This is a genomic window from Spirosoma jeollabukense (genome assembly GCF_054777855.1).
Genome location: NZ_BAAHAD010000001.1, coordinates 347,556 through 360,828 on the forward strand (window position 1 = coordinate 347,556; position 13,273 = coordinate 360,828).

General features: G+C 50.0%; 13 protein-coding genes. All 13 read left to right on the forward strand.

Translation table 11 applies throughout. From position 1 onward, the window contains the following. Window positions 1-17: 17 nt before the first annotated feature. The 13 genes from ACYVEA_RS01360 (at window position 18) to pfkA (ending at window position 13,272) form a co-directional block, all read left to right on the forward strand. Window positions 18-1,613 (forward strand): hypothetical protein, encoded by a 1,596-nt coding sequence (locus tag ACYVEA_RS01360; protein WP_461111506.1) that lies wholly within the window; start codon window positions 18-20, stop codon window positions 1,611-1,613. A gap of 93 nt (window positions 1,614-1,706) precedes the next feature. Continuing rightward, entirely contained in the window at window positions 1,707-2,372 is a 666-nt protein-coding gene (locus ACYVEA_RS01365; RefSeq protein ID WP_461111507.1) for a TylF/MycF/NovP-related O-methyltransferase, read from the forward strand. Between the two features lie 12 nt (window positions 2,373-2,384). Then, window positions 2,385-3,035 carry a pseudaminic acid biosynthesis-associated methylase gene (locus ACYVEA_RS01370; RefSeq protein WP_461111508.1) on the forward strand — a complete coding sequence of 217 codons (651 nt, stop codon included), beginning with the start codon at window positions 2,385-2,387 and terminating at the stop codon, window positions 3,033-3,035. Further along, on the forward strand, window positions 3,035-3,724 hold the full coding sequence (gene pseF, locus ACYVEA_RS01375) for a pseudaminic acid cytidylyltransferase (RefSeq protein ID WP_461111509.1): 690 nt from the start codon (window positions 3,035-3,037) through the stop codon (window positions 3,722-3,724). The genes ACYVEA_RS01370 and pseF overlap by 1 nt, the downstream gene beginning before the upstream one ends. Window positions 3,725-3,784: 60 nt before the next feature. Next, window positions 3,785-4,816, forward strand: a complete 1,032-nt coding sequence (gene pseG, locus ACYVEA_RS01380) for a UDP-2,4-diacetamido-2,4,6-trideoxy-beta-L-altropyranose hydrolase (protein WP_461111510.1) — start codon at window positions 3,785-3,787, stop codon at window positions 4,814-4,816. Window positions 4,817-4,847: 31 nt separating this feature from the next. Beyond that, the gene (locus tag ACYVEA_RS01385) at window positions 4,848-5,345 is read left to right on the forward strand and encodes a GNAT family N-acetyltransferase (protein ID WP_461111511.1); all 498 of its coding nucleotides are present in this window, start codon (window positions 4,848-4,850) and stop codon (window positions 5,343-5,345) included. After that, window positions 5,342-6,418, forward strand: a complete 1,077-nt coding sequence (gene pseI / locus ACYVEA_RS01390) for a pseudaminic acid synthase (RefSeq protein WP_461111512.1) — start codon at window positions 5,342-5,344, stop codon at window positions 6,416-6,418. The genes ACYVEA_RS01385 and pseI overlap by 4 nt, the downstream gene beginning before the upstream one ends. Window positions 6,419-6,480: 62 nt before the next feature. Further along, a complete protein-coding gene (locus ACYVEA_RS01395; RefSeq protein WP_461111513.1) occupies window positions 6,481-7,977 on the forward strand; it encodes a lipopolysaccharide biosynthesis protein in 1,497 nt (498 codons plus the stop codon). A gap of 83 nt (window positions 7,978-8,060) precedes the next feature. Continuing rightward, the gene (locus tag ACYVEA_RS01400; RefSeq protein ID WP_461111514.1) at window positions 8,061-8,867 is read left to right on the forward strand and encodes an FkbM family methyltransferase; all 807 of its coding nucleotides are present in this window, start codon (window positions 8,061-8,063) and stop codon (window positions 8,865-8,867) included. Between the two features lie 86 nt (window positions 8,868-8,953). Further along, window positions 8,954-9,925 carry a hypothetical protein gene (locus ACYVEA_RS01405; protein ID WP_461111515.1) on the forward strand — a complete coding sequence of 324 codons (972 nt, stop codon included), beginning with the start codon at window positions 8,954-8,956 and terminating at the stop codon, window positions 9,923-9,925. After that, window positions 9,922-11,241, forward strand: a complete 1,320-nt coding sequence (locus ACYVEA_RS01410) for a glycosyltransferase family 4 protein (RefSeq protein WP_461111516.1) — start codon at window positions 9,922-9,924, stop codon at window positions 11,239-11,241. Before ACYVEA_RS01405 ends, ACYVEA_RS01410 begins: the two co-directional genes overlap by 4 nt. A gap of 57 nt (window positions 11,242-11,298) precedes the next feature. Next, a complete protein-coding gene (locus ACYVEA_RS01415; protein ID WP_461111517.1) occupies window positions 11,299-12,054 on the forward strand; it encodes a glycosyltransferase family 2 protein in 756 nt (251 codons plus the stop codon). Window positions 12,055-12,297: 243 nt separating this feature from the next. After that, the gene (pfkA, locus tag ACYVEA_RS01420) at window positions 12,298-13,272 is read left to right on the forward strand and encodes a 6-phosphofructokinase (RefSeq protein ID WP_461111518.1); all 975 of its coding nucleotides are present in this window, start codon (window positions 12,298-12,300) and stop codon (window positions 13,270-13,272) included. The last annotated feature ends 1 nt before the right edge of the window (window position 13,273 follow it).

Below are 13,273 nucleotides of genomic sequence, written 5' to 3' on the forward strand. Positions count from 1 at the left end.
AATCAGATTTTTAAGTTATGCGTTCCTACCAAAGTCATCTTCAGGCAACCCAGAGTGCGGGCGAGGCTTTAGTAGCCAATCGAAAACCCGTGCTGCGGTCTTCGGCGATTTTTCCGGTGCTGCATACCGATGTGTATTCCAGCAAAGTCATCTTCATGGGTTACTGGCTGCTCAAGCGGAATATTCGGGAAGTCGGGTTGCTGTATACCCTTCGAAATGCCGCCGGTACGTTGCTGTCGCGAAAATATATGCTGCTGGATTCGGCCAAAGCCTGGTCGGTGCAGATGAGCGAATATGCGGATTTACTGCATGAAGTAGGCGAGCCTGCCGATGCTTTCACCGGTTCACTGGAACTGGAAGTGTTTTCGACGCAGGATCTGGTCTTTCCATACCCGGCCTTTGTGCTGGTATATTACAACGAAAATGCCAGTAGCGTTGTCCATACGGTCGGGCGTATTTACAACGACATCGAAGATCTGCAACAGAATAACGAGTATCAGGTCAGCGAATCGGGTTTCGATATTTATGGCCGCGATGGTCTGTCGCCATTTCTGAGCTTTACCAACGGACCACTTCCTACTGAGCACCCGCAGGTGACGTATGAGGTTGTCGATACGTATCAAAAAACGACCAGCGGTACGTTTGACTTAAGGCCGCTAAAACCTTACGAGACAGTCTTTCTGTATTTGAAGGAGTACCTGGATCTGAAAACCCTGCTGGGCGATGAACCCGGTATGATTCGGTTCGGGCATAATTTTACGGGGTTCTTTCCCCGTTTTCTGGTCGGCAATCTCGACCAGACGGCCGGGAGTATTAGCATAACTCACTCGTACTATGACAGTTCCAGCGTGGCCGATGCCCACGCCTACTGGCCTCGCCAGGATGAGCGCTTTTTGGATTCATCGACCTCCATTCCGCTGTATTTGACCGACGGTTTCTTTACTAAACTGGTCGTGTACCCAATTTTTTCGCCTTCGGACTTTACATTGTCATTCCGGTTTTTCGATGTTGACGGTGGGCTGCTGGGAGAGACACCCAATGCTTACCAGTTCCGGTCGTCAGCTAGTCAGTATGTTCAACTGGACCTCGGCGAACTGGCGCAACAGGCTGGTGTATCATCCGAAGCGACTAAAACAGCGCAGCTCATCGCACACTGGACCGATGCCTCCCGCATTCCAACCCGCTTGAAATTCGGACTGAACGTAGGGCAAACTGACAAACCGTCATCGTTGCCAAGTAATATTTGTTTTGCCCCACAGGTCGGCAATCCGAAGATTCTGGATAAACCCGGTACGTTTCGGTGGGCGCCTTTCGTCAACATCGGTAATTCAGAGATTGTCCTGACCAATTCAGCGCCATTGAGAATGTACGACCGGCTGGCCAACGTAGTACTGTCATTTTATCGCGAAGCCGACGAAACCGTCATTGAGCGGACTTGCGTGGTGCCTGCTAATGGTCTCCACACAATTCGCCTTAGCGCCGACGATGAGTTGAGAGAATTTTTCGGTGAGGCTAGCGGCTGGTTGACAGCCCGCGCCGACAATCCGTTTCTGAACGGTTATTATTTTGATTTTCATCCGAACGGCGCTGTTGCTGCCGATCATTTATTTTAAGATGGTTTATGGTATTCGGTTTATGGTTACCGCGTCAGCCCATCGAATACCATAAACCGAATACCGTAATCTATATACCGCAAACCAATTTCAATGATTCAACTTCCTGATTTTACGCGTTCGTTTGAATACGAAAACAACTACTACTGGGCATCGGACGTGAACCGAATGGCCAAAGTGATGGCCCATTATGAGCTGTATAAACTGACGCTCGATATTCCCGGTGCCATTGTGGAATGTGGTGTATTTAAAGGCGCGTCGCTGATTCGGCTGGCTACGTTCCGGCAACTGATGAGCAATCCGACAGCCAAAAAGATCATTGGTTTTGACGCTTTTGGTCGTTTTCCAGAAACAGCGTTTACGGCCGACAAAGTCTGGCGGGATAAATTCATCAGCGATTCGGGCGAAGAAGGTATTGATATGGAGCAACTCATGACGGTGCTGAATCACAAAGGCGTTGGCCAAAACGTGGAACTGATCCAGGGTGACGTTTGCCAGACCATTCCGGCTTATCTCGAAAAGCACCCCGAACTACGTATCAGCCTACTGAATATTGATGTAGATGTTTACGAGCCAACCCTGGCTGCCTTGACGCATCTGTACGACCGGGTCGTTAAAGGGGGCGTCATTATGCTGGACGACTATGCTAATGTATTTCCTGGCGCCAATGCGGCCGTTGAAGAATTTCTGGCAGGAAAAGACGTAGTTGTTAAGCGCTTGCCTTTTGCCGTAACCCCTTGCTACGTCGTAAAACCGTAATGCCCACTCTCTATGAAAACAACTGAACAGGAAAACTTCTGGTCTGGCGAATTTGGCCAGGAATATACCGACCGCAACACGCGTGACCGCGCGGAGTGGGACGATTTCTACACGCAAAACTGGGGTCTGACAAAGACCGATATGAACGCTCGTTTTACGACCGGCTGGCTACCGGAAACGCGCATTCTGGAAGTTGGCTGCAACACGGGTATGCAGTTGCGGGGTCTGCAGGACGCTGGCTTCACCAACTTATACGGCGTTGAACTTCAGCCTTATGCCGTCGAAAAAGCGAAACAAACGACGACCGACATCAATATTATTCAAGGGTCGGGCTTCGATTTGCCGTTTCGTGATGCGTTTTTTGATGTGGTTTGTACCAACGGTGTTTTGATTCACATCGCCCCCGACGACTTACCTAAAATCATGGACGAGATGGTTCGGTGCAGTAGCCGATATATCTGGGGATTTGAGTATTACAACCCCGAGCTGACCGCCATTCCGTACCGGGGCAATCAGGGTTTTTTGTGGAAAGCCGATTACGCAGCGCTGTTTCAGCAACGACATCCATCGTTGAAACTGGTTAAGAAAGAGTTATATCCGTACGTCAACGCCAGCGAAAGTGGCAACGTCGATTACATGTATCTGTTGGAAAAAACGGCCTGATGAGTAACGTAGCGATCATCACGGCGCGGGGTGGCAGCAAACGAATTCCGCGCAAGAATATCCGGCCGTTTCTGGGCAGGCCAATTATTGCCTACGTTATCGATGCAGCACGCAAATCCGGCCTGTTTAACGAAGTGATGGTTTCGACGGATGATCAGGAAATTGCAGCAATAGCTCTTCACTATGGTGCAGTAGTACCTTTTTTACGTAGCACCCAAACGGCGGATGATTTTGCGACTACCGCCGATGTATTGACCGAAGTAATAAACCAATACATTCAACAGGGACAGGTTTTCAACTACGCCTGCTGCCTTTATCCTACGGCACCTTTCATTACACCCGACTTACTGAATCGGGCTTTTTCAACCCTCACCCAGCAACAATTCGATACCGTTTATCCGGTTCAGCGATTCGGTTTTCCCATTCAACGGGCGGTGTTGCTACGTAATCAAAAAGTGCAGTGGTTCCAGCCTGAACATGCCTTAACGCGTTCGCAGGACCTGGAGCCAGCCTACCATGATGCCGGTCAATTTTATTTTGTCAACGTAGCCGCCTTTCAGCAAAATCATCGCCTGATTACAAACAATTCGGGGGGTATTGTCATCTCTGAGCTGGAAGCCCACGATATTGATAGTGAAGAGGATTGGCGAGTAGCCGAACTTAAATACAGAATGATTCACGATGCATAATGCATGCGCTGGCATTGTATTCATCGTGCATCATTCTAAATTTATCATTCATTATTCTATATGAATCAACTCATCTTCCGGGCTGACGGCAATGCTCAACTAGGCATGGGCCACGTAATGCGGTGCCTTGCCCTGGCCGATATGCTGAAAGGCATTTTTACGATGCGATTTGCCATAACGGACCCAAGTTCGGCAGTTCGGACATTGATCGAAACGGCAGGTTTAACGGTCATTCCGCTGCCTGATTCAGCTGACAAAGCCGCTTTTTGGGGCGCCATCCACCACAACGATATCGTCGTGCTGGATGGTTATTCGTTTGATGAAACGTTTCAGCGGGCGGTTCGGGTGCGAGTCAGGAAGTTGGTTTTTATCGATGATCTCATAAAGGGGCATCAGGTGGCGGATGTGGTCATCAATCATGCGGGCGGTATTACCGAAACACAGTATAATAAGGCGCCATATACACACGTGTATGTAGGGCCTCATTACGCCTTACTGCGACCCGAATTTTTACGGCCAGAAGGCTTTGGCCCGCCCCCACCCGATGGACCGATGTTTGTTAGTCTGGGGGGCGCCGACCCGCATAATACGTCGTTGACCGTGCTAGAAGCCATCCGACAGGTCGATGCTACGTTGCCGGTTCATATTGTTTTAGGCCCGTTTCATCCAGCCCGCGCTTCTATCGAATCATTCAGAAGTCAGTTACCGAACCTGACAATTCTGCAAAATCTGACGGCTGCGCAGATGGCCGAAGAAGTACAACAGTGTAGTCTGGCGATCACGGCTTGCAGCACGATTGCCTATGAAGTCTGTGCTGTAAATCGCCCGTTAATTGCGGTCGTTACGGCGGATAATCAGGCGCAATTAGCCCAGTTTCTATCTGATGAGAAGCTAGCGTTATCGGTCAATTTCCCCACGCTTCTGACCCGCTCGATTCCCGTTATTGCGTTAGATAAACTGCTACGTTTGTCGATTCAGTCCTTTCAGTTTTCGCCCGAAACAGTAGAAGAAACGTTGGTAAATCAGCGTCGTTTTTTTGATGGACGATCACCGGAACGACTTCGGCAAGTATTTCAAGAATTAAGTGCGTAATTCGGCCGACAGGATAGTTTCTGCAACCAATATGCTTACGTACCGCTCCGCCAAACCTGCCGACACCCGCCTTTATTTCGATTGGGCGAATGACCCTGATACCCGTCGGCAATCATTTACTTCAGCGCCTATTTCGCTCGAAACGCATACAACCTGGTTTAATCGCAAACTGGCCGATCCTGATGCACTGTTACTAATTTTTGAAAACGAAACGGGTAAAGCTGTCGGTCAGGTACGTTTCGAGCGTACACCCGTGGCCGATATGCCCGACGAAGTTGTGATCGGGGTATCAGTGGATGCGAGTCAGCGAGGCCAGGGATTAGCCAGTCAACTGATTGCGCAGGGTTGCGCCGTTTGTCGGAAGCGATGGGGCGAAGTCACGATTCACGCTTATATAAAACCTGAAAATCAGGCGTCGGTACATGCCTTTGAGCGGGCTGGTTTCAGATTGTCGGGCGAAAGCGGTAAATTTGTCGATGCCGACTCCGGTCAGGAGCGGCCGAGTTTGCTTTACATTAACAGTCAATGACAAGTATCCAACCGATTCAGGTTGCCCACCATACCATCAGTCCGGCGCATCGGCCGTTTGTTATCGCAGAGATGTCGGGGAATCACAACCAGTCGCTCGACCGGGCGCTGGAAATCGTGGATGCCGTAGCGGATGCCGGTGCTCACGCACTCAAACTCCAGACGTATACTCCCGACACCATTACGTTCAACGGCGCGTCGGAGGAGTTTTACATCCGGGATGCCAAATCGCTTTGGGCGGATAAAAATCTGTATAAACTTTACGCGGAAGCCTATACGCCCTGGGAGTGGCACAAGCCCATTTTTGAGCACGCCACCAAGCGGGGCATGATCGCGTTTAGCTCACCGTTCGATACTACGGCGGTCGATTTTCTGGAATCGCTCAACGTACCGCTTTACAAAATTGCTTCCTTCGAAAATACGGATCACATTCTGCTCAAAAAAGTAGCGCAAACGGGTAAGCCCGTCATTATGAGCACGGGGGTAGCGTCCGTAGCCGACCTCGACGAATCGGTGAACGTGCTACGTGCCAACGGCTGCAAAGACCTGATTCTGCTCAAATGCACCAGTACGTATCCGGCAACGCCCGAAACGACAAACCTGCTCACGATTCCACACATGCGGCAGTTGTTCGACGTACCGGTTGGCCTGTCAGACCATACGATGGGGATTGGTGCGGCTATCGCGGCTGTCGCGTTAGGGGCGGTCGTTCTGGAGAAACACATTACGCTACGTCGGGCCGATGGGGGCGTCGATTCCGCATTTTCGCTGGAGCCCGACGAGCTAAAAAACCTGGTCATCGAAACTGAACGGGCGCAACTGGCAATGGGACAAGTCAGTTATACGCTAACGCCAAAAGAAGAAAAAAGTCTGCAATTCAAGCGGTCGTTATACGTAGTACGCGACATGAAAACGGGCGATCCGTTCACCCCCGACAATGTCCGCAGCATCCGCCCCGCGAATGGACTGCACACCCGGTACTACGACGACATAATCGGCAAAACCGCCACCACCAACATTCCCGCAGGCACCGCCCTGGCGTGGGAGTTAATGAGTGAGAGAGTGAAAGAGTGAAAGAGTGGCTGACGCATCAAGCAACGCTCTTTCGTTCTTTCGCTCTTTCGCTCTTTTAGTATATGGGTATCATCAAACGGCAGACGATTCAGAGTTCGATTTACGCCTATGCGGGCGTGGCCGTAGGTTTTCTGACGCAGGGGATTTTCTTTCCGAATCTATTCAGCAAGGCGCAGGTCGGCTTGTTGACGCTGTTGATTTCATTGGCGCAGGTGCTGGCGCAATTATCGAATCTGGGGACAAATGGCGCAGGGGGACGATACTTCCCCTACTTCCGAAACACCGAGAGGCAGCATAACGGATACTTATTGCTGACGAGCTTGGCTACTCTCGTGGGCTTTAGCTTGTGCGTTCTGGGGCTGTGGCTGGCCCGTCCGTGGATAATCGAAAATTACCAGACGCAGTCATCTTTGTTCGTTGATTACTACTACCTGCTTATCCCACTGTCGTTTTTCACGGTTTATTTTACCGTATTTGATAATTACGCCCGGTTGCTCTACGACCCCGTTACGGGTACATTGCTGCAACAGTTTGTGCAACGACTGTTGATCCTGCTGGCGGGGGTGATTTACTGGTTGGGCTGGGTTACGTTTCCGCAATTTCTGGGACTCTGGCTACTGGCGTTCTTCCTTCAAACCTTGCTGATGATTATCAGCGTGGCTCGCGATGAAGCCTTATTTTTTAGTCGTCAGTTCGTATTGCTTGAGCCCGAACTACGTCGAAATCTGACACGCTACGCAGCCCTAACGCTTACCACAGCGCTATCCTCACAAATCATTCTGACGATTGATAAAGTGATGATTAACGATGCGCAGGGACTGGCCAATACGGGTGTTTACAGCATTGCCTCCTACTTTGCTACGGTAATTGCATTACCCGCTACGGCGCTCTACAAAGTTGCCGGGGCGCTCATAGCGGAGTCGTGGAAAACGAACGATCTGAAAAATATCATCAGTATTTATCGTAAAAGTTGTCTGAATCAATTGATTGCTGGCTGTCTGGTGTTTGTCGGTATAGCGGCTAATCTGCCGAACGTGTTCCGATTTTTACCGGCTGGCTACGATGCAGGCTACTACGTTATTTTGTGGCTGGGCTTGGGGAAACTCATCGATATGGCGACAGGTGTTAACGGCATTATTCTGAATACATCGCGCTATTACGTGTATGATTCGCTGTTTTTTGTTGCGCTCATTTTCATAACGATTGCGGCTAATAAATACCTGATTCCCTTATATGGCATCAACGGAGCCGCCATTGGAGCCGCGCTAGCCACTCTGTTATATAATTTAGCCCGAACGTTGTTTGTCGGTTTTGCCTTTGGTATGCAACCCTTCACTTGGCGCAATCTGGCCGTTGTTGTGCTGGCAGCCGTTGTCTGGTGGATTTCCGTGCAGGTTTCCTACCCCGGCCCAACTGATGCGAAATGGCGAATTGTGGTTGATGTAGTCTGGCGGTCAACATTAATTACGGGTTTGTTCGGGGGATTGGTTGTTCTGTTAAACCTATCGCCGGACATAAATCAGACGGTATTGAGCCTGCGAAAACGCTTTTTAAAATAGTTTACAGTTTTCGGCTTATGGTGTCAAGATTTTTGCATCAGCCCACCGAATAGCGTAAACTATAAACCGTAAACACTTTTCCCATGTGGGTTTTTAAATTTTTATTTACGGAGACAGCCCGGCTGCTACGTTCAGCTGAAGGGCGCCGATTGCTGGGGCTGGCACTACGTTACGGGAATAGACCCCGCAATGAATCCGTTGACGTTACGTTCGGAAAATACCAGTTTCGCGTACCCGATGCGTTGTCGTTTATCTGGCAATTTCGGGAGATTTTCGTGGATGAGTTCTATCGATTCTACACGACCAGTCTAGCGCCCGTTATTTTCGATTGTGGCACCAACGTTGGCACCAGCGTTGTGTACTTTCATCAGCTTTATCCCAATGCCCGCATCATAGCGTTTGAAGCCGACGAAACGATTAGTGCTACGTTGCAGGAGAATTTACGAAAGAATCAGATTTCGGGCGTTGACGTCATAACGAAAGCCGTATGGACCAACGACGAGGGTATCTTGTTCGGGAGTGACCAGGCCGATTCGGCGTCTATTTTCTCGCAGACTGACCAGAAACTGGTGCCGTCCGTTCGGCTACGTGACTATCTGCTACGCGAAACTAAAATTGACATGCTCAAAATGGACATCGAAGGGGCCGAAACCGCTGTACTGACCGATTGCCGCGATGCGCTGGCTCATGTCCAGAATCTATTCGTTGAGTTTCATGCCTACCTCGATCATCCGCAAACGCTGGCGGAAGTCATGAACGTACTGGAAGAGAGCGGATTTCGCTACTACATCAACACGAGTCAGCATCGCCAGGCACCCCTCGTGAACCACCGTTATCGGGGCAACGACAGTATGGACCTCCAATTGAATATCTTTGCGTATCGAAAGTAGTCGTCAATCAACAGGCGTCAGTCGTTAGTGGTACAAAGGCATCCCATGACTAACTGACGAGTATCGACTGACGACTAAAGACTATTATGATCGACAAAATTCTTTCCCGCCCTGAGTTCCAGACTGAGCCGCCTGTGTTGGTGGACATCGGTGCGTCGGGGCAATTGCACGCTCGCTGGAAAACATTTGCCAAATATGCCGTCTGCATTGCGTTCGACGCCGATGATCGCGATTTTGGCTACGTTGAAAGCGAATCCGGGCATTTTCGCAAGCTCTATACCTTCAATAATATCGTTACGGGACCCAGCTCGTCGGAAGCAGACACGGAGACGGCTGATTTTTACCTCACAGCGTCACCCCACTGTTCCAGTTTACTACGTCCCCGGCCCGATCTGATTCAGGAATATGCCTTTGCGCCCAAGTTTGAGCCAACAAAAGTAGTACAGCTCAAGACGCGTAGCCTCCGCTCAACGCTCGACAGTCTGAAAATAAAGCAGGTAGACTGGTTCAAAACCGACTCGCAGGGTACCGATCTCCGACTCTTTCGTAACCTCGGCAGCGACCGTACCCGACAGGTCTTGACGGCCGAGTTTGAGCCGGGCATTGCCTCAATCTACGATGGTGAGGATAAGCTTTATCAGGTGTTGCAGTTCATGGAAGAGACGGGGAGCCACTGGCTTGCCGAACTCCTGCCAAAAGGATCGCCACGTATTACGCCAGGTTTGCTGGACAGTTTTACGAGCCAGCCACTACTGAAAAAATTTGTCCTGTTCTCCCTGAAAAACAGCGCGGTTTGGGGTGAAATGACCTATCTCAATCGTTTTGCCGATGACGCTACGTTAACCCAACGTAATTTGCTGTTAGGCTGGGTATTTGCTACCACCTTGAAACAACATGGGTTTGCACTCATTTTGACGCAGAAAGCAAAAAGCCGTTTTCCTGATCCGATTTTCGCCGATATGGAAGCGTATTCGCGCCGACGAATCTGGGGACGCGTATTTGGGCTCGGGTTTTGGCCCGAAGTCGTTAAAAAATTCGATAAACTACTGGGTCGGTGAGAGTCACGCACTTGAGTACGTACCATCTGTTTGGCGGAGCCGCCGTAGCCGCGAATCGGTTGCATCGCGCTTTGCAAAAACAGATCTGGACGTATCCTGGTATTGAAAGTACCATGCTGATCGGGACACCCAAACGGCTGGAGTCCCACCAGCCAGAGCCGGGCGTAACGTATCTGGCGAATAATTTTCTGGCGGAACAAACGGCCTTCGGGCGGTTTGTGGCCGAACGCCTGTATTTCCTGCCACAAGAGCGCGACGCGTCGGTACGGTTTCAGTTTTCGCCAGCCAAATTCGGCGCAAATCTCAACTTCCATCCGGCCATCCAACAGGCCGATCTGCTGCATCTGCACTGGATCAATTTTGGGTTTCTATCCCTCGACGGACTACGCTCCTTAGTTGATTTGGGGAAACCCATTGTCTGGACGCTTCACGATCAATGGGCCTTTACGGGCGGATGTCATTATTCGCGTGGCTGCGATCATTTTCTGACGCACTGCCATACGTGTCCATATTTAAAAAAACCGGCTGAACAGGATTTGTCCTATCGAGTCTTTGAGCAGAAAAAACGTGTTTTTTCGAATGCCCGAGTTCACTTTACGTCCCCGAGCCAATGGCTGGCCGATGAGGCTACACGTAGTACGTTGCTGAAGGAATTTCCGTTTACGGTCATTCCCTACGCCATTGACCAGTACATATTTCAACCCATAAATCGGGCCGAAGCCAACGCCCGCCTGGATTTACCCGATACCGATCAACCAAAGGTTGGCCCCGCAAGATTACTGTTTGGCAGTGCGAACGTAACGGATACGCGCAAAGGATTCCGGTATTTCGCCGAAGCGCTAACGCTTTTACACCAGCAGCATCCGGCGTTAAACCCTGAAATTCTGGTGTTCGGGAAAGGGCGTTCTTACCTGTTCAATGAACTTCCCTATCCAATTCGACACCTTGGCATACTGACCAGTGAAGATGATATCGTAGCGGCCTACAATGCAGCCGACGCGATGGTCGTTCCGTCGCTGGAAGACAACCTGCCCAACACAGTTATCGAGTCGCTTTCGTGCGGCACACCCGTAGTAGGCTTTCGTACCGGAGGCATTCCCGAAATGATTGACCATCAGGCGAATGGCTTTCTGGCAGCTATCGGTTCAGCTCAGGAACTCGCCGACGGCATGGCCTTTATTCTCACGCATCAACAGCCAGACATGCTACGTCAAAACGCCCGAAAATCCGCCGAAGATCGATTTTCGGAAGCCGTAGTAGCGAAGCAACATATTGAGTTATACCAGAAACTAATGAGTGAAAGAATGAAAGAGTGAAAGAGCGTTGGCTAGTAAACCACTCTTTCGCTCTTTCGCTCTTTCGCTCTTTCAAACATGCCCACTGTCTCTATCATAACCATTACGTATAATGCCGAGCGGTTTCTGGAGCGCACCATTCAGAGCGTCGTGGCGCAAGAGGCAACTGATTTCGAGTATATCATCATTGATGGAGCCTCGACGGATGGCACGCTGGACATTATCAAGCGCTACGAAGAACACATTACGACCTGGATTTCTGAACCTGACCGTGGTCTTTATGATGCCATGAACAAGGGGCTGCATCGGGCACGTGGGCGCTACGTTTGGTTCATGAATGCAGGAGATGAATTGTACGATGGGCAAACGTTAGCGAGCCTCCTGGCAAAGAGTAAAACAACACAGGCTGATGTGTATTATAGCGATGCCTTATTCGTCCGTGATGACGATAAACACATCGGTATTCCAGTTGGTTTGCGGAGTCAGGTGACGCCCCATACGTTGCCGCATACGCTAAAGTGGCAGGATATGGCGCTCGGAATGAAAGTGTGTCACCAGGCTTTTGTCGCTAAACGAGCCATCGCACCCGACTATCCAATAGATAACCTTAGTGCTGATTTGGATTGGGAAATCCGGTGCCTGAAAGCAGCCCAAACCGTTGAATTTCTGCCGTTTATCCTGTGCAAATACTTACTGGGTGGGGTGTCTGTACAGCAGCATCGACGGTCGCTGATCGATCGGTTCAACGTGTTGGTCAAGCACTTCGGGCTTTTGACTACCCTCTTTAATCACGGACGTATCGTTTGGCGATCAGCCAAGTTTTCGCCACGCTGAATGTTCCGAATTCGAGTTATGAATAGAGAAAAATAGTTGGTAACCTATCCCAATTTAAGATGTATTAAAATATCACTAGCTATAAAATGCGCATTTAGCCTGTTTTGTGAAATTTGTATGAAAACAATGGGATAATTACCAGACACATGCCTTTAGATTGGGAAATGCGGATAAATTTGCGGGGTTAATAATGTGACTTGCCTAACCTTTTTGTGAAATTTCCTTAAAAAATTGAATTGACCTATGAAACGAATAGCTGTTTTTACCTCTGGTGGCGACGCGCCGGGTATGAACGCCTGCATCCGAGCGGTTGTCCGGGGGGCGGTCTACCACGGAATTGAAGTGTTCGGCATCCGCCGGGGGTACAGCGGAATGATAAATGGCGATATTTTTCAGATGTCTTCTCATTCGGTGAGTAATATCGTACAACGGGGAGGAACCATCCTGAAATCGGCCCGCAGTAAAGAGTTTATGACACCTGAAGGCCGTGCTAAAGCCTATGAACAACTCTGTAAATATGACATCGAAGGATTAATCGCTATCGGAGGTAATGGTACATTCACGGGAGCAACGCTCTTTTTTGATGAATATGGTATTCCTACCGTTGGCGCACCGGGTACAATTGACAATGACCTTTATGGCACTGACCATACCATTGGCTTCGACACGGCCGTAAACACGGCTCTGGAAGCTATTGACAAAATTCGCGACACGGCCGACTCCCACGACCGTATTTTCTTCATTGAAGTGATGGGTAGGGATTCGGGCTATATCGCGATCCAGTCCGGTATTGCGGGGGGAGCCGAAATGGTGATGGTTCCGGAAGTACTGACCCCCATTTCAGAAGTTGTTGAAACCCTAAAATCGGGTTGGAGCCGTCAGAAATCGTCCTCTATCGTGGTGATTGCCGAAGGGGAAGAGGAAGGTAATGCCGCCGAGATTGCGGAGAAAATTCGCCTGCAGGTTGACCCTAACATCGATATGCGCGTCACTACCCTGGGGCACATTCAACGGGGAGGTGTACCAACGGCCTACGACCGGATTCTGGCCAGCCGGTTAGGCTTGGGAGCGATAGAAGGCCTGATGAATGGCGAGAAAAACGTAATGGCCGGCGTCGTGAATAACGAATTGGTCTACACGCCTTTCCGCGACACCATCCGGCTTCCAAAGCCTATCAGCGAGGATTTACTACGTATGGTAAAAATTCTTTCGGTTTAAG